This window comes from Aeromonas sp. TW 6, from assembly GCF_013168745.1.
In the GTDB taxonomy this organism is placed as follows: Bacteria; Pseudomonadota; Gammaproteobacteria; order Enterobacterales; family Aeromonadaceae; genus Aeromonas; species Aeromonas caviae.
Genome location: NZ_JABERS010000004.1, coordinates 19,648 through 40,072 on the forward strand (window position 1 = coordinate 19,648; position 20,425 = coordinate 40,072).

21 protein-coding genes are annotated in these 20,425 nt (G+C 64.4%); 10 read left to right on the top strand and 11 right to left on the bottom strand.

What is annotated here, in order from left to right:
• Positions 1 to 3 precede the first annotated feature (3 nt).
• The gene (locus HKD46_RS02725) at positions 4 to 696 is read left to right on the top strand and encodes a response regulator (protein WP_041215642.1); all 693 of its coding nucleotides are present in this window, start codon (positions 4 to 6) and stop codon (positions 694 to 696) included.
• Positions 693 to 2,132 carry an ATP-binding protein gene (locus tag HKD46_RS02730; protein WP_171864889.1) on the top strand — a complete coding sequence of 480 codons (1,440 nt, stop codon included), beginning with the start codon at positions 693 to 695 and terminating at the stop codon, positions 2,130 to 2,132. Before HKD46_RS02725 ends, HKD46_RS02730 begins: the two co-directional genes overlap by 4 nt.
• Before the next feature lie 67 nt (positions 2,133 to 2,199).
• Here the strand turns inward: HKD46_RS02730 and HKD46_RS02735 are convergent, their stop codons facing one another.
• A complete protein-coding gene (locus HKD46_RS02735) occupies positions 2,200 to 2,661 on the bottom strand; it encodes an ATP-dependent zinc protease (protein ID WP_370736837.1) in 462 nt (153 codons plus the stop codon).
• A 409-nt stretch (positions 2,662 to 3,070) separates the two neighbouring features.
• On the opposite strand from HKD46_RS02735, the gene HKD46_RS02740 reads away from it, so the two are divergent.
• The 3 genes from HKD46_RS02740 to efp all read left to right on the top strand — a co-directional run bounded on the left by HKD46_RS02740 (position 3,071) and on the right by efp (position 6,015).
• A complete protein-coding gene (locus HKD46_RS02740; RefSeq protein WP_010673790.1) occupies positions 3,071 to 4,114 on the top strand; it encodes a GMP reductase in 1,044 nt (347 codons plus the stop codon).
• Between the two features lie 92 nt (positions 4,115 to 4,206).
• Positions 4,207 to 5,403 (top strand): elongation factor P maturation arginine rhamnosyltransferase EarP, encoded by a 1,197-nt coding sequence (earP, locus tag HKD46_RS02745; RefSeq protein WP_171864890.1) that lies wholly within the window; start codon positions 4,207 to 4,209, stop codon positions 5,401 to 5,403.
• A gap of 45 nt (positions 5,404 to 5,448) precedes the next feature.
• On the top strand, positions 5,449 to 6,015 hold the full coding sequence (gene efp / locus HKD46_RS02750) for an elongation factor P (protein WP_010673788.1): 567 nt from the start codon (positions 5,449 to 5,451) through the stop codon (positions 6,013 to 6,015).
• A gap of 94 nt (positions 6,016 to 6,109) precedes the next feature.
• Here efp and HKD46_RS02755 read toward each other — a convergent pair whose 3' ends face one another.
• The 4 genes from HKD46_RS02755 to HKD46_RS02770 are packed head-to-tail and all read right to left on the bottom strand — an operon-like array spanning position 6,110 to position 9,431.
• Positions 6,110 to 6,781: a methionine ABC transporter permease gene (locus tag HKD46_RS02755; RefSeq protein ID WP_010673787.1), complete on the bottom strand. Its 672-nt coding sequence runs from the start codon at positions 6,779 to 6,781 to the stop codon at positions 6,110 to 6,112.
• Positions 6,766 to 7,560, bottom strand: coding sequence for a methionine ABC transporter ATP-binding protein (locus tag HKD46_RS02760; RefSeq protein ID WP_010673786.1), 795 nt, complete (start codon positions 7,558 to 7,560; stop codon positions 6,766 to 6,768). The genes HKD46_RS02755 and HKD46_RS02760 overlap by 16 nt, the downstream gene beginning before the upstream one ends.
• Complete coding sequence (locus tag HKD46_RS02765) at positions 7,557 to 8,369, bottom strand: MetQ/NlpA family ABC transporter substrate-binding protein (protein WP_143237191.1); 813 nt, start codon at positions 8,367 to 8,369, stop codon at positions 7,557 to 7,559. The genes HKD46_RS02760 and HKD46_RS02765 overlap by 4 nt, the downstream gene beginning before the upstream one ends.
• A 21-nt stretch (positions 8,370 to 8,390) precedes the next feature.
• Entirely contained in the window at positions 8,391 to 9,431 is a 1,041-nt protein-coding gene (locus HKD46_RS02770) for an isopenicillin N synthase family oxygenase (RefSeq protein WP_039041093.1), read from the bottom strand.
• Positions 9,432 to 9,741: 310 nt separating this feature from the next.
• On the opposite strand from HKD46_RS02770, the gene HKD46_RS02775 reads away from it, so the two are divergent.
• Both HKD46_RS02775 and HKD46_RS02780 read left to right on the top strand, forming a co-directional pair.
• Positions 9,742 to 10,512 (top strand): DUF3530 family protein, encoded by a 771-nt coding sequence (locus tag HKD46_RS02775; protein ID WP_039041094.1) that lies wholly within the window; start codon positions 9,742 to 9,744, stop codon positions 10,510 to 10,512.
• Positions 10,513 to 10,632: 120 nt separating this feature from the next.
• Positions 10,633 to 11,589, top strand: coding sequence for a D-2-hydroxyacid dehydrogenase (locus HKD46_RS02780; protein ID WP_039041095.1), 957 nt, complete (start codon positions 10,633 to 10,635; stop codon positions 11,587 to 11,589).
• An 87-nt stretch (positions 11,590 to 11,676) separates the two neighbouring features.
• On the opposite strand, the gene HKD46_RS02785 is transcribed toward HKD46_RS02780, so the two are convergent.
• Both HKD46_RS02785 and HKD46_RS02790 read right to left on the bottom strand, forming a co-directional pair.
• On the bottom strand, positions 11,677 to 12,150 hold the full coding sequence (locus tag HKD46_RS02785; RefSeq protein WP_039041096.1) for a YMGG-like glycine zipper-containing protein: 474 nt from the start codon (positions 12,148 to 12,150) through the stop codon (positions 11,677 to 11,679).
• 241 nt (positions 12,151 to 12,391) lie between these two features.
• Positions 12,392 to 13,936 (bottom strand): sensor domain-containing diguanylate cyclase, encoded by a 1,545-nt coding sequence (locus HKD46_RS02790; protein ID WP_171864891.1) that lies wholly within the window; start codon positions 13,934 to 13,936, stop codon positions 12,392 to 12,394.
• A gap of 290 nt (positions 13,937 to 14,226) precedes the next feature.
• Between HKD46_RS02790 and HKD46_RS02795 the strand changes: the two genes are divergently transcribed.
• Both HKD46_RS02795 and HKD46_RS02800 read left to right on the top strand, forming a co-directional pair.
• Positions 14,227 to 14,829 carry a nitroreductase family protein gene (locus tag HKD46_RS02795; protein WP_010673779.1) on the top strand — a complete coding sequence of 201 codons (603 nt, stop codon included), beginning with the start codon at positions 14,227 to 14,229 and terminating at the stop codon, positions 14,827 to 14,829.
• A 105-nt stretch (positions 14,830 to 14,934) separates the two neighbouring features.
• A complete protein-coding gene (locus HKD46_RS02800; RefSeq protein ID WP_235673794.1) occupies positions 14,935 to 16,395 on the top strand; it encodes a GGDEF domain-containing protein in 1,461 nt (486 codons plus the stop codon).
• A gap of 21 nt (positions 16,396 to 16,416) precedes the next feature.
• Here HKD46_RS02800 and HKD46_RS02805 read toward each other — a convergent pair whose 3' ends face one another.
• Entirely contained in the window at positions 16,417 to 17,088 is a 672-nt protein-coding gene (locus HKD46_RS02805; RefSeq protein ID WP_171864892.1) for an HAD-IA family hydrolase, read from the bottom strand.
• Positions 17,085 to 17,309: a hypothetical protein gene (locus HKD46_RS02810; RefSeq protein ID WP_171864893.1), complete on the bottom strand. Its 225-nt coding sequence runs from the start codon at positions 17,307 to 17,309 to the stop codon at positions 17,085 to 17,087. The genes HKD46_RS02805 and HKD46_RS02810 overlap by 4 nt, the downstream gene beginning before the upstream one ends.
• Positions 17,310 to 17,423: 114 nt before the next feature.
• On the opposite strand from HKD46_RS02810, the gene HKD46_RS02815 reads away from it, so the two are divergent.
• Entirely contained in the window at positions 17,424 to 18,305 is an 882-nt protein-coding gene (locus HKD46_RS02815) for a LysR family transcriptional regulator (RefSeq protein WP_042879667.1), read from the top strand.
• Between the two features lie 45 nt (positions 18,306 to 18,350).
• Here the strand turns inward: HKD46_RS02815 and HKD46_RS02820 are convergent, their stop codons facing one another.
• A complete protein-coding gene (locus HKD46_RS02820) occupies positions 18,351 to 18,926 on the bottom strand; it encodes a cysteine hydrolase family protein (RefSeq protein ID WP_039041100.1) in 576 nt (191 codons plus the stop codon).
• A gap of 140 nt (positions 18,927 to 19,066) precedes the next feature.
• On the bottom strand, positions 19,067 to 20,230 hold the full coding sequence (locus HKD46_RS02825; RefSeq protein WP_171864894.1) for an FAD-dependent monooxygenase: 1,164 nt from the start codon (positions 20,228 to 20,230) through the stop codon (positions 19,067 to 19,069).
• Positions 20,231 to 20,425: the final 195 nt, after the last annotated feature.

Below are 20,425 nucleotides of genomic sequence, written 5' to 3' on the forward strand. Positions count from 1 at the left end.
ACAATGCGGATCCTGTTGGTGGAAGATGATGTGATGCTGGGAGACGGCATGGTGGATGCCCTGCGCAGCAGCGGCTACACGGTGGACTGGCTCCAGCAGGGGATGCCGGCCCTCTCGGCACTCAAGAGCGAGGAGTTTGCCGCCCTTGTCCTGGATCTCAACCTGCCGGACATCGACGGCATCAGCCTGCTGCGCAAGTTGCGCCGGGAGGGGCAGACCCTGCCCGTGCTCATCCTGACCGCCCGTGATGCCCTGGACGACCGGGTACTGGGGCTGGATGCAGGCTCCGACGACTACATGGTCAAACCCTTCGCCCTGCAGGAGCTCAACGCCCGGCTGCGCGCCCTGGTGCGGCGCAGCAAGGGGCAGGCCCAGGCGGTGCTGGAGTACGGGGAGCTGCAGCTCTTCCCCGCGTCACAACAGGTCACCTATCGGGGCGAACCGGTCAAGCTCACCCCCCATGAGTACAAGCTGTTGCAGGAGCTCATCACCCAGAGCGGCCGGGTATTGAGCCGGGATCAACTGCAACAGAGCCTCTACGGCTGGGACGAGGGGGCAGAGAGCAACGCGGTGGAGGTGCACATTCACCACCTGCGCAAGAAATTCTTCCCCGAGCTCATCCGCAACATTCGCGGCGTCGGTTACATCGTGCCCCAGCTCGACGTCCAGGGCGCAAGAGGAGCCTCCGCCCCATGAGCCGTGTCCGTTCCATCCGCCGTTTCCTGCTCTCCGGCATCCTGGCCCTGGTCAGCCTCAGCCTCGCCATCAGCGGCCTTATCGGCTACCTGCAGGCCAACCACGAAATGGAAGAGCTGTTTGATGCCCGTCTCGCCCAGTCCGCCCGCATCACCAACCAGCTGCTCGACCGCTATCTGAAACAGCGCGGCGATCTGCCGAGCAACGGCGCCATCTATCAGGAGTGGGAGCAGGCCGTGCCGAACGCCCCCCACCAGGAGCCGAGCGGCTTCGGCCAGATCGGACAGGACAACGAGTTCACCCCCTATGGCCACGAGTTCGAGCGCAACCTCACCTTCCAGCTGACCGACGGCGAGGGCAACATACTGCTGCGCTCCCCCAGCGCGCCGCGCCAGCTGTTCGGCAAGCCGGAGCTGGGCTTTGGCGCCGTGCACCGCGACGGCCACGACTGGCGCACCTTCACCCTCTACAACGAGGATGAGCAGACCTGGCTCATCGTGGCGGAGCGGGATGACGAACGCAGCGAGCTGGCCAGCAAGATGGCCACCCTCACCATGCTGCCCCTCTTCATCACCCTGCCCTTCCTGCTCGGTCTGCTGTGGTGGCTGATCACCCGGGGACTGTCACCGCTGCACCAGCTGGCGCAAGCCATCGGCGAGCGTCATCCCGCCAACCTGAGCCCCCTCAATCTCGCCATCAAGGCCGAGGAGCTGACGCCGCTGGTGGGGGAGATCAACCGGCTGATGCACGCCCTCGCAGACACCCTGGATCGGGAGAAACAGTTCACCAACGAGGCCGCCCACGAGCTGCGCACGCCCCTCGCGGTGCTGCGCATCCACAGCGAGAACGCCATGACGGCCGAGGATGATCAGAGCCGGGAGCAGGCCCTGCGCAAGATGCTCCTGGCCCTCGATCGCAGCGACCGGCTTATCCGCCAGTTGCTGACCCAGGCCCGCATCGACAACCAGCAGAGCCCGGCCCTCACCGCCCTTCCCTTGTTCCCCTTGTTGCAGGGCACCCTGGCGACCCTGGCCCCCATCGCCCTGAAAAAGGATCAGCAGCTGTCCCTGGAGGGCGCCGAACAGGTGCAGGTAATGGGACAGGCGATGTTGCTGGAGCTGATGTTCGGCAACCTCATCGACAATGCGCTGCGCTACACCCAGGTGGGCGGCGAGGTCGCCGTGGTGGTGAGCCAGGTGGGCAACCGGATCCGGGTGGATGTGCGGGACAACGGCCCCGGCATCCCCACCGCCGCCCTCTCCCGGTTGTGCGAGCGCTTCTTCCGGGTCAATCCCCAGCAGGGGGATGGCGTGGGCCTTGGCATGGCCATCGTTTCGCGCATCGCCCAGCTTCACGGAGCGGATCTCGACATCCACAATCGGCCTGAAGGGGGGCTCGAAGTGAGCGTGCTGCTGCCCGCCTCGCGCCAGGCATGAGGGGTCAGCCTTTGCGCACGCCATGAAAAACGGGGGCCAGGCCCCCGTTTTTCATGGCACCACCACCCTAGTCGCAGGTGGGCTGTACCGTGAAGGTCCGGCTCGAATCCACCGGTCCCAGCTCCGCCAGCAGACGGCGCCCCAGCAGCACCGGGTAGATCATCTTGCTGCGATCCCGCAGGGTGAACCACTCCTTGTAGACCTGGTCCCCAACGCAGACGGACATGGTCACCGTCGGGCGCTCCTCCATGCCGCCCGCCCCGCGCACCGTCACGCTGCGCTCCACCGGTCGCTCCACGCTCCGGCGCACCACCTTGTCGGTATTGGCATCGGTCAGCACCAGGTTGAAGCGCACCCAGGGCTTGCCATCCTTCTTGAAATGCTTCAGGTCGCGGGCATCCAGCGACGAAGTGAGGGCACCGGTATCGAGCTTCATCTTGACCGCCACCCCGTAGGGCATCAGCACCCCCTTCTCGATCCAGCCATAGCTGGTCTGGGCCGCCATCGCGCTGCCGCACAGCGCCCACATCATGGCCGCCGCCACCATTCTCTTGCCCATCTTGCTCTCTCGCCTTGTCAGTCTTGCGCCCAGATGTATCACAGCCAACTGCCGGGTCAACCGGATTCTGGCGCGCAGGGGAGCAGGCTCTGGACGCGGTGCCAACAGGCGACAATCCATGCCGGGCACGGCGCGTGAGTGGGGAGTGCAGCAGGAAAACGAGGGGAGAACAGGGTGCTGGATGACGCTGGCGGCCATCCTCAGGTTGTGACGCCAAAGGCTACCACAGCGGTGTGTGAATTATCAGTCTTGTTCTGACGGGATTTTTGCCTACACTGCTGTAAACCGGAGGGCCTGAAAACCACCGGTTTTTTTGCGCCTGCCGAAAAGTTGCCACTGCAAAGTGACCTCTCACACAAGGCTCAATAAGGAATTCGCAATGCGTATCGAAGAAGACTTGAAGCTCGGTTTCAAGGATGTCCTGTTTCGCCCCAAGCGCTCTACTCTCAAGAGCCGTTCCCAAGTCAGCCTGACCCGCCAGTTCACCTTCAAGCACACCCAGACCCGATGGCAGGGCGTGCCCGTCATCGCCGCCAACATGGATACCGTCGGCAGCTTCGCCATGGCGCGTACCCTGGCCAGCTTCGAGATGATGACGGCGGTGCACAAGCACTACAGCCTTGCGCAGTGGCAAACCTTCGTCAATGAGACCGACCCGGCCCTGCTGGGCCACGTAATGGTCTCCACCGGCACCTCGGAGGAGGACTTCACCAAGACCCGCCAGATCCTCGCGATGTCCAGCGCCCTGCGCTTCATCTGCGTGGACGTGGCCAACGGCTACTCCCAGCACTTCGTCGAGTTTTTGCGCAAGATCCGCGAGGCCTGCCCGAACCACGTCATCCTGGCGGGCAACGTGGTGACCGGCGAGATGGTGGAGGAGCTCATCCTCTCCGGCGCCGACATCGTCAAGGTGGGCATAGGCCCGGGTTCGGTCTGCACCACCCGGGTCAAGACCGGGGTCGGCTACCCGCAGCTCTCCGCCATCATCGAGTGTGCCGATGCGGCCCACGGCCTGGGTGGCCAGATCGTCGGTGACGGCGGCTGCACCTGCCCGGGGGATGTGGCCAAAGCGTTTGGCGGCGGCGCCGACTTCGTGATGCTGGGAGGCATGCTCGCCGCTCACGAAGAGTGCGGCGGTGAAATCGTCGAGGTCGATGGCGAGCCCTTCATGAAGTTCTACGGCATGAGCTCGGCCAGCGCCATGGACAAGCACGCTGGCGGCGTCGCCGAGTATCGCGCCTCCGAAGGCAAAACCGTGCTGCTGCCCTACCGCGGCCCGGTAGAGAATACGGTGCGCGACATCCTGGGCGGGGTGCGATCCACCTGCACCTATGTGGGGGCCAGCCAGCTGAAAGAGCTCACCAAACGCACCACCTTCATCCGGGTGCGCGAGCAGGAGAACAACGTCTACGGCAAGGAGTAAGTCCCTCCTTCGGCCCCGAGCCGACCGTTAGAAGCCAGCCAACCGGTGTGCTACCCTGCGCACCGGTTTTTTTGCATCTGGGATCCCGCGCCATGACAAGCCCTCTCCCCCCCTTCGACTGGGACATCTTCTGCTGCGTCGTCGACAACTTCGGTGACATCGGCGTCACCTGGCGACTCGCCCGCCAGCTCAAACAGGAAGGCGTGCTCCCGGCGCAGAAGAGTGAGGTGCAGGTGCGGCTCTGGGTGGACGATCTGGTTAGCTTCGCCCGCATCTGCCCGGCGCTCGACCCCGCACAGGACGGTCAGTGGGTCGATGGCATCTATGTCCAGCACTGGCACGAGCGCCTCCCCGCCGACATGACCCCGGCCAGGGTGGTCATCGAGGCGTTTGCCTGCGAGCTGCCCGCCCCCTTTATCGAACGCATGGCCGAGCAGACCACGCCCCCCTGCTGGATCAACCTCGAATACCTCTCGGCCGAGAGCTGGGTCGAGGATTGCCATGGCCTCGCCTCGCCCCAGCAGGTCGGCAGCCGGCGCCTCGACAAGTACTTCTTCTTCCCGGGTTTCACGCAGAAAACCGGCGGCTTGCTGTGCGAGCACGGCCTCATCGTCGAGCGCGAGCGCTGGCAGCAGGATGAAGCGGGACTGACCGCCTACTGGGCCAGCCTCGGCCTGCCACCCCAACGAGAAGACGAGCTGCGGGTCAGCCTCTTTACCTACGAGAGCGAGGTGCTCAGGAGCCTGGTCGAGGGCTGGCGCCAGAGCGTCACCCCCGTCACCCTGCTGCTGCCGCTGGGGCGCTCCCTCGACGACGTGCTCATCGGCGCAGGGCTGGCAGCGGCCATCCCCGGTGCCCGGGCCGGAGATCTGCTCCAGGCGGGCAACCTCACCATCAAGCTGCTGCCGATGACCGATCAGAGGGGTTACGATCGCCTGCTGTGGAGCTGCGATCTCAACCTGGTGCGCGGGGAGGACTCCTTCGTGCGGGCCCAGTGGGCGGGGCGCCCCTTCCTCTGGCATATCTACCAGCAGGAAGAGGATGCCCACATGGTCAAGCTGGACGGTTTTCTCGACCACTACCTCTCCCCCTTGCCAGCGCCGGCCGGTCAGTGGCTGCGCCGCTTCAACCATGCCCTCAACCGGGGGGAGCATACGGGTGAACTCTGGGCACAATGGCCTCAATACGCGGCCATATGGCAGCAACATGGGCGCACCTGGCCACAGAGGCTGCTGGCGGACGGGGATCTCGTCACGAGGTTGGTGAAATTTTTAGAAAGCCGTATATAATCTGGCAGTTTTTATCCGTCCGTTTCACGAACAGGAATTTTTTACATGAAAACCGCACAGGAAATCCGCGCTGGTAACGTAGTCATGATCGGCACCGAGCCGATGGTGGTCCAGAAGGCTGAATTCAACAAATCCGGCCGTAACTCCGCCGTGGTCAAGATGAAGCTGAAGGGTCTGCTGAACGGCAGCGCCACCGAGACCGTCTTCAAGGCCGACGACAAGCTGGAAGTCGTTCAGCTGGAGCGTAAAGAGTGCACCTACTCCTACTACTCCGACCCGCTGTATGTCTTCATGGACACCGAGTACAACCAGTACGACGTCGAGAAAGACAACCTGGGTGATGCCCTGAACTACCTGGTAGACGGCATGGAAGACCTCTGCGAAGTGACTTTCTACAACGAGAAAGCCATCTCCGTAGAACTGCCGACCACCATCGTGCGTGAAGTCGAGTACACCGAGCCGGCCGCCCGTGGCGACACCTCCGGTAAAGTGACCAAGCCTGCCCGCCTGAAGGGCACCTCCTACGAGCTGGCCGTTGCCGCCTTCGTGGAGATCGGTGACAAGATCGAAATCGACACCCGTACCGGTGAATTCAAGCGTCGCGTCAACTAAGTTGACCCCTTGATGTGATTGCAAAAAAAGCGAGCCCAGGCTCGCTTTTTTATTGGCTGGCACCTCACGGCCAGCCTGATGAGAAGCCGTGCCCCTAGCGGCGATGGGCCAGTGCCCGCACCAGCCTGTCCCCCACCCCCTGTACCAGTTGCACCAGCAGCAGCAACATGACCACGGTCCCTGCCATCACCTTGTCATCAAAGCGCTGGTAGCCGTAGCGGATCGCCAGATCACCGAGCCCGCCGCCACCGACCACCCCTGCCATGGAGGAGAAGCCAATGAGCATCACCACCGTCAGGGTGAGTCCGGCCAGCAGCGCCGGCAAGGCCTCGGGCAGCAGCGCCTTGACGACCACGTGCCAGCCGCTGCCCCCCATGGCCAGCACGGCTTCGACGCGCCCCTTGTCCACCTCATCGAGGGCGCTCTCCACCACCCGGGCAAAGAAGGGGAAGGCCCCCAGGGTAATGGGAACGATGGCGGCGGTGCTGCCCAGTGAGGTGCCGACCACCAGCCGGGTCAGGGGGATCAGGGCGATCAGGAGCACCACGAAGGGGAGCGACCGCCCTATGTTGATACCGATCCCCAGCACCATGTTGAGACGGGGCAAGGGCAGCACGCCCCCGGGACGGGTCACCACCAGCAGCACCCCGGTCGGCAGCCCCAGCAGCAGGGTGAAGACGGCTGCCACTCCCACCATGTAGAGCGTTTCAAGCGACCCCTGATACATCAGTTCGAGCAAGGCATCGACACTCAGGCGACTCTGCATAAACGCACCTCCTCTGTGACTCCGTGACGCGCCATGAAACGTCGCAGGATCTCGGGATCCGGCAACAGGGCCTGCCGCACGCGGGAGTCGGGGTTGGCCAGCAGGGTGCCCAGAGCGCCGCTTTCCACCAGCTGACCCCGTTCAAGCAATGCCGCGTGATCGCAGATGGCCCTGACCACCTCCAGCTCGTGGGTGATGAGTACTATGGTGATCCCGAGGCGGCGGTTGATGTCGGCAAGCAGCGCCAGCACCGACTCCGTGGTCTCCGGATCCAGGGCACTGGTCGCCTCGTCACAGAGCAAGTGGCGCGGATTGGCGGCCAGGGCGCGGGCGATGCCCACTCGCTGCTTCTGCCCTCCCGACAACTGGGAGGGAAAGGCGCGACGGTGCTCGCCAAGCCCCACCAGTTCCAGCAGCTCGCTGACCCGGGCCGCCCGCTCCCGGCGCGCCACTCCGGCGATTTCCAGCGGGACCGCCACGTTCTCCTCCACGCTGCGGGCGTGCAGCAGATTGAAGTGCTGGAAAATCATGCCGGTCCCCTGACGGTGGCGGCGCAAGGCCGCCCCCTCCAGGGCCGTGATGTCGCGGCCATCGAACAGGATGCGGCCCCGGCTTGGCCGCTCCAGCAGATTGAGGCAACGAATGAGCGTGCTCTTGCCCGCGCCGCTGCGCCCGAGAATGCCGTAGATGGCCCCATCCGGAATCTCGAGCGACACCCCCTCCAGAGCGGGTTGCCCGTGCCCCGGGTACTGCTTGCCGAGCCCCTCCAGCACTATCATGACTGCCGCCCGGCCACCGGGATCACCGACCCCTTGTAGCTCTTGCGAATGAAGTCGGCGATCGCCCTGGACTCCAGATCCCGCGCCAACTGGCGGATCCGCGGATCATCCTTGAGCGCCGGGGTGGTCACCAGGATGTTGGCGTAGGGATTGTTCTGGGCGCTCTCCAGCCCCAGGGCATCGCGAGCAGGCTCCAGCCCCGCCTCCAGGGCATAGTTGCCATTGATCACCGCCAGATCCACGTCGTCAAGGGAGCGCGGCAGCTGCGGCGCCTCGATCTCCAGGATCTTGAGCGCCTTGGGGTTGGTGGCGATATCGTGCACCGTCGCCAGATCCCGCGCCGGATCTTCATGGCCGGCCTTGAGGGTGATGAGCCCCTCGTGCTGCAACAGATAGAGGGCCCGGCTCAGGTTGGTGACATTGTTGGGCAGGGCTATCACCGCCTTTTCCGGTACCTCCTTCAAGTGCTTGAACTTCTTCGAATAGATGCCAAGAGGCTCCACGTGTACGGTCGCGGCCACCACCAGCTCGGTGCCGAGCGCCTTCTCCTGATCCCGCAGGTAAGGGACGTGCTGGAAGTAGTTGGCATCCACATCACCCGCCACCAACAGGGCATTGGCATTGATGCCGCCGCTGAGCTCGATCACCTGCAGATCCAGCGAAGGGTCCTGGCGTTTCACCTCGCCGAGGATATCCGCATGGGGCAGTGGATCCGCGGCAACCCGCAGCGCCTGGGCTGCCTGGGCGGAGAGAGAGAGTCCGAGGGCCAATACCAGGCCGCTCAGGGAAAACAGTCCGTGCTTGTTCATCTTGTGCTCCTTGCCATGCAATCAATGGGTGGTTTCGCCGACCGCCAGCGCCCGGGGCGCCGGCAACAGATCGGCATGGTGGCGCAATGCCACGTCAGGGTGGGAACGCAGCCGCCCCTTGAGGTAGTTCCAGCCCACCTCCCGCAGCAGCGGATTGTGCGGGTCGGTGGCAGGCCCCCTGGCTTCACGGGCCAGTGCCTCGGGCAGCGGATAGACGGGCACCACAGCGTCGAGCTGGGCCCCCAGGAAGAAGGCGATGGAGAGACGCTCCTGCCCCGGCGCCGACGGCACCACCCGGTGCACGGTCGCACGCAGGTAGCCGTTGCTGGCGAGCTCCAGCAGCTCACCGATGTTGACCACGAAGGTGCCAGGGAGCGGGAGCGCGTCGATCCAGTGATCCGGCGCCACCTCCACCTGCAGGCCGGGCTGGTCATCCTGCAGCAGGAAGCTCAGGAAGCCCGAATCCTTGTGGGGACCGACCCCCTGGGTGGCGCCCCGCTCACCGGGATAGCGGATCAGCTTGATATGTTCGTTGGGACGCTCTCCGTGCAGGGCATCGAAGGCATCTGGCGACAGTGCGAGCGCCTCGGCAAAAGCCCCGAGCAGGGTACGGGACATGCGGGTCATCTGCCCACGCCAGCGCGTCAGCACGGGTTGCAGTGTCGGCAGCGCCTCCGGCCACTGATTCGGCCCCTGCAACCGCCACCAGGGTGGGTCGCCCGCCGCGCGCGGCAAGGCTGGGCGATCGGCACCGATATCAAACTGCTCTCGCCAGTCGGGTTGACCCCGGGTCAGCTCCGCCCCCGGTCGGTTGTAGCCACGAAAATGGGGAGAGTGGATCATGGCGACCTGCTGCTTGGCCGCCAGAGGCAGCGCAAAGAAGGCCCGCGACAGCTGCTGCACCTCCTGTTGCAGCTCGGGATCGATGCCGTGGCCGGTCAGGTAGAAAAATCCCGTCTCTCTCGCGGCATCGCGCAACGATGCCAGAAAATCGGCCCGGGCGTCGGGCGAGGCATCCAGCTGCCTCAGGTCGAGGATGGGCAAGTGAACCAAGGTGCTCATGGCGATAACGCTCCCTGTCGATGGAAAGTGAGGGTGAACCTCTCGTTCTGACGAGACAGGGGGGGAGAATTCTCCGCCTGCGGCCAGTGACGACATGCCCCGGCCCCCTGTCTGCCTGCCCTTACTGAACCATGTATGGGTCACAGGATGGAACAATCAAAACCGGGAATGCTTTGCCATTTGGAACAATCCCGGGCCCGTGCCCGGCCCGCCGGTCAGACCCTCTTCGCCACCGCCGATGCCGATGTGCCCCCTTGCCCTAAAGAAACCCCCGGCGAGGCCGCTATGAGGGAGTGCTGGAGGATCCCCCATGACATTTCGCCCCTATCTGCTGCTGACCCTGCTTGCTTTTGCCGCCCACGGCGCCGGGCAGGCACCGTCAGGCGCCGCCCCGGATCCAGCCCCCCTGGTTCCCCCCGACTACTGGCAGAGCAGCGACTGGCAGGGAATACCCGACAGCACCAGGGTGGACAAGCAACAGGTACTGTTTGCCAAGCACGACAGCGACAACTACGTGGGTCTGGTTATCCTGCTGCCCGACTGGCAGCGCAGCGGCCAGCTGTGGCAACTGACCCGGGAGCTGGGGCGCCTCGGTTTCGATACCCTGCTGCTGCTCCCCTCGCCGCAGCAGACCGAGCTCGACCCCGCCGCCGAGAAGAAACAGCAGGTCATCGACGATTTTCGCAAGCAGTTTGCCTCCCGCATCAGCAAGCTGGGGGATGCCAAGCTGCAGGAGGGGGGCTTCAAGCTGCTGCTGGCCCAGGGTACCAGCGCCGCCTGGGCCGCCAACCTCATCGCCAGCGAACAGTTGCCCGCCCCCGATGCCCTGGTGCTGCTCGACGGCTTCTTCCCCAACCAGCTGAGCAACCAGACCCTCGCCAAGCAGATAGCCCAGGGCAGCATCCCTACCCTGGATCTCTATCAGGAGGAGGGAGGACGCTGGCCCCTGCTGGCGGCCGAAGCCCGCAGAAGCGAGAGCCGCCGCAGCCACAAGCTCAACTACCGCCCCTATGCCCTGATGGATCTGGAGGAGACGCCGGGGCGCATCCAGGGCTGGCTGACGCACCTGGGCTGGATCTGAGTCCCTCCGAGGCACAGCCACCCGCCTTTACCTTCCCCATCGGACTTGGCCCGATGCCACCGCGCTGGTCAGCCGCCCTCCATGTTTGGCATCATGTCCGAACCAATGGCAGGAGGCTTCATGCAGCAAATCGTGTTTCTCGACAGCGACACCCTGGACACCGGCATCAATCTGCGCCGCCCCGATTTTCCCCATCACTGGCAAAGCTACCCGACCACGGCACCGGATCAGGTGGTGGAGCGGCTCAAGTGCGCCAGCATCGCCATCATCAACAAGGTGCGCATCGGGGCCGATGAACTGGCCCAGCTGCCCGAACTGCGCCTGATCGCCCTGGCCGCCACCGGCAGCGACAACCTGGATCTGGAGGCGTGCCGCGCCGCCAATGTCGCCGTGTGCAATATCCGCAACTACTCGGGCCCTTCCGTCCCCGAGCACGCCATGGCCCTGATGCTCGCCCTGTCGCGCAACCTGTTCGCCTGGCGCCAGTCCCTGCTGGAGGGGCGCTGGCAACAAAGCGGCCAGTTCTGCTTCTTCGACCACCCCATCACGGATCTGCATGGCAAGCGCCTCGGGATCATCGGCAAGGGAACCCTGGGACAGGCACTGGGACAGCGGGCCAGCGCCATCGGGATGGAGGTTTACTATGCCCAGAGCCAGGTCGGCTCCCCGGGGGATGACGACAGACTGCCCCTGGATGCCCTGCTGCAAAGTTCGGATGTGATCAGCCTGCACTGCCCGCTCACCCCCTACACCCGCCATCTCATCGGGGAGCGGGAGCTGGCCCTGATGAAACCGGGCGCCCTGCTCATCAACGTGGGCCGTGGCGGCCTGGTGGACGAGCAGGCGCTGCTCGAAGCCCTCGGCAACGGCCGTCTGGGGGGCGCCGGCTTCGATGTGGCAAGCGTCGAGCCGCCGCCTCCGGATCACCCCCTGATGCAGGCCCTGCGTTACCCCAATTTCATCCTGACTCCCCACGTGGCCTGGGCCAGCGAAGAGTCGATGCAGCGCCTCGCGGATCAGCTCATCGACAACATCAACGCCTTCTCCCTTGGCAGGCGCCAGCACCGGCTGGTGTAAGAGGCCGCTCGCCGCCCCTTACGGGCCGGCAGCGGGATCAAAAAAAGGGGCCAAAGGCCCCTTTTTGTCGGTCAGCTTGCCGAGGCATCAGTCGTCATGCCATCTGTGCTTGCGGTGCTTTTTGTGTTTCTTGTGGTGCTTGTGATAGCGCCTGTCATCGTAATAGCGATCGCCGCGGCTCTCGTGACCATCCCCGGTCCTGGCTCCGATGGCGGAGCCACCGGCACCACCGATACCGGCGCCGATCAGCTGGCCCGTACTGCCACCGACGCTCTTGCCGATGGCTGCCCCGCCCAGGGCACCGACGGCGCCGCCGAGCGCAGCTTCGTTCTTGTTGCCCCTATTGGCCGTGGCCGCACCACCGGCCGCGCCCCCCAGGGCTGCCCCCACCAGGGCGCCGGTGTCGCCACCCAGCTCCTTGCCGATCATGGTGCCCGCCACCCCGCCGGCTCCGCCGCCGAGAATGGTATTGAGGGTCTCGGATGCCTGCACCTGTCCTGTGCCCAACAGCAACGCCCCCAGCAGCGCCAGTGCGCTCATGCCAAACGGTTTCATTTTCATGGGGTACTCCTGTCAAACCTGATGATTGATTATTTTTCCCTGCACTATACAAAGCCCCCTGACCTGCGCCACTGCCGCAAGGGGCACCTCACGGCCAGCCCTCCCTGTCTCCGGTTCGCGACACAATGCAAGAAAGCAGGCTAACCACCTGAAACCACATCAAAAAAAAAGGTCACACGAGAAATCATCCCCGTCATGACCTTTTTCTAGGCCCAAAGGCCCTTTTTTGCAGCGATCACCGTCAGACAGATACTGTCACAACCTCCCCGTCAACGGGCGACGACGCCGCCAGATGCCAGCAATCCCGCCCCTGGTGCTTGCTCTCGTACAGGCAGGCATCCGCCCGCTCGAGCAGCGTCAGGGCATCATCCGGATAGCGCGCTCCGCCAGCGCTCAGGGTGATGGCGTCGGCGAACTCCCGCCATTTCAGGGCCTTCACCCGACCGAGCAGGTGGGTCAGGCGACATTCCACCTCCGCCTGCTCCCAGGGCAGCAAGGCCGCAAATTCATCGCCCCCGATGCGGTAGACCTGCTCATCCCCCAGGGTTCTCGCCATGATGGTGGCCACCCGAAACAGCACCGCATCCCCCACACCGTGTCCCCAGCTGTCGTTGACGCGCTTGAAGTTGTCCACATCGAACAGCACCAGCCAGTAGGGCCTCCCCGCCTTCTCCAGCCCGGCCCGCTGCTGATCGAAGGCTCGCCGGTTCAGGATGCCGGTGAGAGGGTCGTGGAGCAGGGCATCCTGCCCTTGCAGCAGGCTGTTTCGCACCTGTTCTATCTCCCCCAGGCTGCCGTGCACGAACCAGGTTCGCTGACGCCGCTGGATCTCCTTTCGCGCCTCATCCTGGATGAGGCCGCTTAGCGAGCCCTGCACCAGCGCCTGCTCCTGGCGAAAGATCCGCACCAGAAACCACAGGCTGCACAGCCAGATGCAGAGCAATGCCAGGGCGGGCAGCACCACCATCAACAGGGTGTCTTGCAGGTTTTCATGAAAATGGGAGGGGGGGAGATAGACGTTGAGATCCCACTCCATCCCCTCCAGAGCGTGTTGCAGGTGGCGACCTGCCCAGAACCCGTCCAGGCCGACCGCCTGCGTCTCCCGCTCGAGACGGAGCGGCAACAGCGACAAATTGTGCCCCACCACCAGCTTGCCGCCCTTGCGCTCGGTGATGTAGAGGGCCACCGGATCCTCACCCACCGCCCGGTGCAACGCCCCCTGCAAGGCGCTGAACGACATGTCCACCATCAGCAGCCCAAGCAGTTGCCCCTCATCATCCTTGACCCGCTTGATGAGGGTCAGTACCTCTCCGGCCGAATCGAACTCCGGGTAGGGACCGAACCAGACGAGATCATCACCCTCGCCGGACAGGGTCTGGTACCAGGGCTGCGCCTGTGCCCGGTAGCCCTCCGGTTGCTGCCAGTCGGGATAGCCGTCGAGCCGATGGGTGCGCGCATTGTAGAAATAGAGGAAGTGGGCGTCGTACTTGAACTGATGGGCAATGGGCCAGATGGGATTGATGGCCGATGCCCCGGCAGCGATGGCCTGCTTGTCCAAGGACGCCTCCAGCACGCCAAGCTGGCGGCGGTTGTCCTGCGCCATGTCCTGGAACAGGGTGGCGTCGAGGGCGGCCAGCATGTGACCGTAACCCGCCACCGTCTTGTCGATGCTGCTCAGGTAGCTGGCTGCCGCCAGCAACAGGGTGGCGATCAGCACCAGCCCTCCCAGGAGAAGCGACAGCGGAGTCAGTATGTAATAGCGTTCCTTGATCAGCGCCGCCGTCATGCCACCCTCTATAAAATGTCATATTTTATGAATTTTATAGATTAAAAATCTGCAAAAGATATTGATTGAAGTCATTAACATCCACTGCTAATGATAAAAAAGATATCAAGGTGTCTCGCGGCCATATTCACATCCGTCATGTGAATATCCATAAAAAGTAGAAACAGTCATTACTCGTCGTTGACGGTTTATTGCCCGCAAGGTGTTATAGTCGATGACTCGAGAAATCGGAGCCAGATGACCTTTGTCGGCAACGCTGGCGGTGATGATTCATCAACCAAGGAGATGTTATGAGCAGTCCGTTTATCGAACAGATCAAAGCACGTCGTACCATCTATGCCCTGGGCAACCGGGTGACCCACTCCGAGGCCCAGCTGACCGCCCTCATCAAGGATGCCGTCAAGCACAGCCCCTCTTCGTTCAACTCCCAGAGTTCCCGTGCCGTCATCCTGTTCGGCGAGCAGCACCACAAGCTGTGGGACATCGTCAAGGCGGAGCTCAAGAAGATAGTGCCGCCGGAGGCCTATCCCCAGAGTGAAGCCAAGATCAACGGCAGCTTCCGCGCCGGGGCTGGCACCGTGCTCTTCTTCGAAGACACCGCCGTCATCGAGGATCTTCAGCAGAAATTCGCTCTCTATGCCGACAACTTCCCCATCTGGTCCGAACATGCCACCGGGATCGCCCAGTTCGCGGTCTGGACCACCCTGGCCCAGGAGGGCATCGGCGCCTCCCTGCAACACTACAACCCGCTCATCGACGATGCGGTGCGCAAGGAGTGGGACCTGCCCGCCAGCTGGCTGCTCCGTGCCCAGATGCCTTTTGGCAGCATAGAGCAACCTGCCGGCGACAAGACCTTCATCGACGACGACGTGCGTTTCCGGGTCTTCAAGTAAGCCTTCACGCCCCCTCCACCAGGGGGCGTTTTCATCTCGCACTCGTTCACCCTTGTCACGTGCCAGCCATACTCTGAGCAAACCCTCTCTTGTCAGGAGGTCCCCATGGGGGACATCGCACGCCAACGTACCTCATGCACATTGACGCCCTTGTCCGCTCTGTTGTGTGTCGCCGCCCTGTTACTGCTGTTCTCGCTGATCGGCATCTTCACCCGCCCCCCCAACCTGCTGGCGGCCTTCTGGCCTGCCAATGCGGTCCTGCTCGGCTGCATGGTGCGCTATCCACGCCTGGCCACCCCGGCGGGCTGGGCCGGCGGCATACTGGGCTTTTTTCTCGCCGCCCTCTTCACCGGCGAGCCCCTGTTCAAAACCATCCTGCTGACCTGCGGCAACCTGGCCGGCATCGGCGTCGGGTATCTGCTGATGCATCGGCTCGCGCCTGCCGACAAGCTCCTCAGGCGCCCCACCTCCCTCGTGCTCCTGCTGCGAAACACCCTGGCCGCCTCCCTCGCCGCCGGCGTGGTCGGCGCCATCATCAATCCCATCCTGTCTCTGGGCCCCCCGCTCTACGGGCTGGGCTTCTGGTTTGCCAGCGAGCTGGTGAACTACATGACCATACTGCCGGTGCTCCTGACACTGCCTCCCCATGACAGCGTGCCCCCCTGGCGTACCCTCCTCTACCGCACCGAGTTCTCCTGGACCAGATTGATGCCGCTGCTGAGCCTGGTGGCCTCCCTGCTGCTCACCCTGCTCATCGAGGGGCCGGGATCCATCGCCTTCCCGGTACCGGCACTGCTCTGGTGCGCAGTCACCTACTCCGTCTTCGCCACCAGCCTGCTGACCCTGGGTTACAGCACCCTGATCCTGATCGCCCTCTCAAACGGCCACCTCGTCATCAATCACGATGTCCAGACCCAGTACTGGATGTTCTCCGTCCGGATAGGGGTCATGCTGATCGCTCTCACCCCCCTGACTGCCGCCAGCATCATGGCGGCCCGCAACAGCCTGCTACGGGAGATGAAACACCTGGCCCACCACGATCACCTGACCGGTGCGCTGAACCGGGCCGGCTTCTGGTCGGCCGCCAATGAACTGCTCCAGCACCTCACGGTGCAGCGCTACCCTGTGGCGATCTGCATGCTGGACATCGATCATTTCAAACGCATCAATGATCGTCACGGTCACGAAGAGGGGGACAACCAGTTGAGCGGCTTCGCGGCCCGGGTGCGCGACCAGCTTCGACCGGGGGACCTCTTCTGTCGCCTGGGGGGAGAGGAATTCGTGGCCATCTTGCCCGGCCTCAGCGAGGAGCAGGCCATGGCGGTGGCCGAGCGGCTGCGAAAAATCGTCGCGCAGCCAGGGGAAGAAAATGGAGCCGAGCCCGCCGTCTGCATCACGGTCAGCATCGGTATCGCCTCCCAGAGAGAGGGCCCCTTCAATCTGGACGAGCTGCTCTCTCGCGCCGATCAGGCGCTCTATCTGGCCAAGCACAATGGCCGCAACCGGGTGGAACGCTACTCGGCCGAGCAGGCTTCCCCCAGCGTCGGGCAATCTTGCGGCACCTGAATGGCATGGCTCTTGTCGTCATCATCCGGCCTCTGCCGGCTGCGGGGCGGGCAGATGAAGATGGAGCCCGTCCGATGCCACCTCGATCTCGATCCCGCGCCAGTCCCGCAGCCAGCCCTTGAGCCTGTCGTCATACCGCCTTGTTCCCCCCATCTGCACCACCTGGCAACCCGCCTGCAGGGCGCTGGCGATGCCCGCTGGCGCATCCTCGAACACCAGGCAATCGGCCGGAGCCAGTCCCAACCGGCTGGCAGCCAGCAAATAAGGCTCGGGATCCGGCTTGCCCCGTACCACATCCCCGGCGCACACCAGGAGACGGGGCAGCGGCAATCCGGCGTGCAGCAGCCGGTGCTCTGCCACCCTCCGGCTTGCGGAGGTCACCAGCGCCCAGCGCGTCGGCGGCAGCTGTTCGAGCAGTCGCCGGGCACCGTCCAGGGGCATCGGCGCCGCAGCGTATTCCATCTCCAGATCGTCGAGCAGGGCCACCTCCACCGCCATGTCCAGCTGGGGAGCCAGGGCCCCTATCACCTCCCGTGAGCGCACGCCGTGACACATGGCGAGCACGGGAGCGGGATCCAGCCCATGGTGCTGACACCAGCGCCGCCACACGACTTCCACGTCGCCGGTGGAGTGGACCAAGGTCCCGTCCATGTCCAGCAGCAGGGCTGCGGCCCTCACGCGCACCGCGCTCACAGGGCTCTCCCCGCCAGCGCATCGGCGAAGACCTGCCGCTGGGCAGCGACCTCGTAACAGGCGAGCGCCTGCTCCGCATTGCTGGCCCACACCGGCAAGGGGGCGACGACGAACCCCTGCTGCAACAGGCTGGTCAGCAGCTCCCCGGTCTCCGGTGCGGCCAGCGGCTGAGCCATCACCAGGCTCCCCTTGATCAAGAACAGATAGCGTTCGCTCGACATGACATGACTCCTTGTGGCTGTACAGCGGGCAAGCAGGCCCGTTTCGAGACCATTAGAACAAGGAGATTAGATAATTTATAATCAATAAATCGCCACATTGGATAACCAAATGGAATGAGATTCGACCTGAGACAATTGCAGGCCTTCGTCATGCTGGCCGAGAGTGCCAACTACCGGGAGGCGGCCAGCCGGCTTTTTGTGACACAACCGGCCCTGACCAAGCAGATCCAGGGGCTGGAGCAGGCCCTCGGCAGCACCCTGTTCAACCGGGGCCGCCACGGGGCCGAGCTGACCGCCATCGGCCTACAGTTGCTGCCCCAGGCCAGGGCTCTGGTGGATCACGGCAAGGGATTCGAGCGGCATGCCCTGGCGTTGGCAAGCGGTGCCGCCGGACGCCTCAACATCGGGTTCGGGCTCTCCAGCTTCGCACTGGCCCCTTCCCTGGTGGCCCGTTTCAAACAGCAGGCCCCCGACGTGCTGGTTCACCTGCGGGACACCACCTCCGCCATCCAGCAGGAGCACTTGCTGGCGGGTCGGCTGCAACTGGGCTTCATGCGACGGCCTGATGCGCCGCAGCTGAGGGAACACAGGTTGCTGACGGACAGACTGGTGCTGGCCGTCCCCACCCGGGTGGCAGGGCCGGACTTCGACCTGGAGCGGGCGCTGATCCGCGATCCCTTGCTGCAGATGGTGGGCCATCGCTGCCCGGGTCTCAGCCAGCAGATCGCCCGCTTTCTCGGCGCCAACCGGCTGACCGGTCTCATTCAGGAGGCGGAAGACATCCAGACCCTGGTGGCCCTGGTGGCCGCCGGTATCGGCAACGCCATCCTGCCGCGCAGCGTGGGGTTCATCGCGGGCAAGGAGGTCACCCTCTACCCCCTCTCCGGCCCCTGGTCGGAATGGGAAATCAGCCTGGTGTGGAACCCGGAATTTGCCGATCCCATTCGGGATCGCTTCCTCGCCATGGTGAGAGAAACGCACCCCGAGCCCGCATGAGATGCATGAGATGCATGAGATGCCTGCAGGAGAGGATGGCCGGGCTCAGTCCCGCTCCGCCAGCTCCGCGACCTTGATGATCTCGGCAATGCGACCGAGCATGCGCAGGGAAGCCTGGTGTTCTGCGGCATCCGCCGCCGCGCAGGCATCCTCCAGGATGGTGATGGCGTAGTCCCGATCGTGGCCATCCCGCACCGCCCCCTGAATGGCCCAGCTGGTGCTCACGCCGCACACATAGAGATGCTCGATGCGATTGGCCCGTAGCGCAGGCTCCAGCGCCGTGCCGTAGAAGGGGCTGACCCTGGGTTTGGTCAGCACCAGATCCCCGGGTTGCACATCGAGATCCGGGTGAAAGTCGGTGCCGCTGTCCGCCAGGGAGAGGGCCCCGAACTGCCGGGCACGGCCAAACATGGGGGAGCCCTTGGGTTGCAGCAGATAGCCCTCGTCAAACCCCACCTTGATGAGCACCACCAGCCAGCCGTGAGCGCGGGCATGAGCGAGCGCCTGGTTGGCGTGCGCAATGGCGTCCTGCTCGATCACCTGGGCCGCCGAGGCGGCGATGCGCCCGTCCGGGTGGGCGATGTCGTTGATGAAATCGATCACCAGCAATGCCTTGTTCATGGTGTGCTCCCCCCTTGCCTGAGGCCGTTTTGCCCCTGCGCCGCCTGGATCACTCCTCGCGGCCATATAAAAAACCGGCTGGCGCCATCACACGGATTGATATGCCACCCGATTGGCACCTGGCAGTGCCACGCACTGCCTCATACCAGCCCAAGCGCATAGCGTAGCGCCATCTCCTTGAGGGGGCCCGCCTTGTCCGCCAGATTCAGCGCCAGGTTGCGGGCAAGCCTGAGGGGGCCTATCTCGTTGCTGAAGACCCCGTAGAAGAGATCCATCCCCGACTGCATCAGCAGGTTGTCAGGGCGACGTCGCCCCTCGTAACGCCCGGCCAGCGCCAGCTCGTGCCACTGCGCCCCCGCCTTGCCGAGTAACCCGGCCCAGCAGGCCACGTCCTTGAAACCGAGGTTCACCCCCTGCCCCGCCAGCGGATTGATGGTGTGGGCCGCATCCCCGAGCAGCACCACTCGCCCGGCGTGATAGTCGTTGGCGTGGCGGCGCACCAGGGGGAAGCTCCCCTTGTCCGTCACGGTGAAACCGCCAAGGCGGCTCGGGAAGTGGCGGCGCACCTCGACGGCCAGGGCCTCGTTGCTCATGGCGGCCAGCGCCCGGATGCGGGCCGGGCTGTCATACCAGACCAGGGAGCCATGGCGGCCCGGCAGCGGCAGGAAGGCGCGCGGGCCGCTCGGGGTGAACTGCTGCCAGGTGATGTCTTCCTGGGCAAAATCGGTGTCGATGTTGATCAGCATGCAGTGCTGGCGGTACTCGAAACGCGACACCCCGATGCCGGCCAATCGCCGGGTGTGGGATTCGGCACCATCGCAGGCCAGCACCCAGCGCGCCTGCAGCTCGGTGCCGTCATCCAGGGTCAGCACCGCGTCATCCGCACCCTGGCGCAGACTCGTCACCGCCGCCGGGGTATGGGTCTGGATGGTCGGGAAATCCTCCATCCTTTTCAGGAGCGCGAGCTGGATCAGCCGGTTTTCGATGATGTAGCCGAGCTGGGGCAGCCCGAGATCCACCGCGTCGAAGCGGGTAGCGAAGCCGTCCAGCTCCCAGGTCTCCAGCCGGCGATAGGGGCACAGCCGCATCTGCTGCAGATATTGCCAGGCACCGGCCCGGGTCAGCAGCGCCACCGAGGCCTGACTGATGGCGGAAACCCGCAGATCCAGCGGCTGCTCCGGGGCATAGGGCTCGGGCAACCAGGTCTCGATGACCCGTACCGAGAGCCCCTCTGCCGCCAGCAGGCAGGCGGTGGCGGCGCCCACCATGCCGGCGCCGACGATGGCGATATCACACTGTTCCATAACTTGATTCCTGCAAGGAGTCCCCGCGATGAGGGGCAAGGGCCGAACCGAATGGGGCATGATAACGCAAGGAGGCGGCAGAAACAGTGAGGGGGATGCGCAATTGCCGACGACAAGCCGGCCCTGATGGCGGCGGGCGGCCCCAGACTGGTCAGCACCGGGATTGCGGAGTAAAATGGCCGGTCCTTTGACCCT

Excerpts from the sequence above, each read along its gene's own strand:
- HKD46_RS02725 (WP_041215642.1), top strand. The coding sequence starts at position 4 with ATGCGGATCCTGTTGGTGGAAGATGATGTGATGCTGGGAGACGGCATG.
- HKD46_RS02730 (WP_171864889.1), top strand. The coding sequence starts at position 693 with ATGAGCCGTGTCCGTTCCATCCGCCGTTTCCTGCTCTCCGGCATCCTG.
- HKD46_RS02735 (WP_370736837.1), bottom strand. The coding sequence starts at position 2,661 with ATGTGGGCGCTGTGCGGCAGCGCGATGGCGGCCCAGACCAGCTATGGC.
- HKD46_RS02740 (WP_010673790.1), top strand. The coding sequence starts at position 3,071 with ATGCGTATCGAAGAAGACTTGAAGCTCGGTTTCAAGGATGTCCTGTTT.
- earP (WP_171864890.1), top strand. The coding sequence starts at position 4,207 with ATGACAAGCCCTCTCCCCCCCTTCGACTGGGACATCTTCTGCTGCGTC.
- efp (WP_010673788.1), top strand. The coding sequence starts at position 5,449 with ATGAAAACCGCACAGGAAATCCGCGCTGGTAACGTAGTCATGATCGGC.
- HKD46_RS02755 (WP_010673787.1), bottom strand. The coding sequence starts at position 6,781 with ATGCAGAGTCGCCTGAGTGTCGATGCCTTGCTCGAACTGATGTATCAG.
- HKD46_RS02760 (WP_010673786.1), bottom strand. The coding sequence starts at position 7,560 with ATGATAGTGCTGGAGGGGCTCGGCAAGCAGTACCCGGGGCACGGGCAA.
- HKD46_RS02765 (WP_143237191.1), bottom strand. The coding sequence starts at position 8,369 with ATGAACAAGCACGGACTGTTTTCCCTGAGCGGCCTGGTATTGGCCCTC.
- HKD46_RS02770 (WP_039041093.1), bottom strand. The coding sequence starts at position 9,431 with ATGAGCACCTTGGTTCACTTGCCCATCCTCGACCTGAGGCAGCTGGAT.
- HKD46_RS02775 (WP_039041094.1), top strand. The coding sequence starts at position 9,742 with ATGACATTTCGCCCCTATCTGCTGCTGACCCTGCTTGCTTTTGCCGCC.
- HKD46_RS02780 (WP_039041095.1), top strand. The coding sequence starts at position 10,633 with ATGCAGCAAATCGTGTTTCTCGACAGCGACACCCTGGACACCGGCATC.
- HKD46_RS02785 (WP_039041096.1), bottom strand. The coding sequence starts at position 12,150 with ATGAAAATGAAACCGTTTGGCATGAGCGCACTGGCGCTGCTGGGGGCG.
- HKD46_RS02790 (WP_171864891.1), bottom strand. The coding sequence starts at position 13,936 with ATGACGGCGGCGCTGATCAAGGAACGCTATTACATACTGACTCCGCTG.
- HKD46_RS02795 (WP_010673779.1), top strand. The coding sequence starts at position 14,227 with ATGAGCAGTCCGTTTATCGAACAGATCAAAGCACGTCGTACCATCTAT.
- HKD46_RS02800 (WP_235673794.1), top strand. The coding sequence starts at position 14,935 with ATGGGGGACATCGCACGCCAACGTACCTCATGCACATTGACGCCCTTG.
- HKD46_RS02810 (WP_171864893.1), bottom strand. The coding sequence starts at position 17,309 with ATGTCGAGCGAACGCTATCTGTTCTTGATCAAGGGGAGCCTGGTGATG.
- HKD46_RS02815 (WP_042879667.1), top strand. The coding sequence starts at position 17,424 with ATGAGATTCGACCTGAGACAATTGCAGGCCTTCGTCATGCTGGCCGAG.
- HKD46_RS02820 (WP_039041100.1), bottom strand. The coding sequence starts at position 18,926 with ATGAACAAGGCATTGCTGGTGATCGATTTCATCAACGACATCGCCCAC.
- HKD46_RS02825 (WP_171864894.1), bottom strand. The coding sequence starts at position 20,230 with ATGGAACAGTGTGATATCGCCATCGTCGGCGCCGGCATGGTGGGCGCC.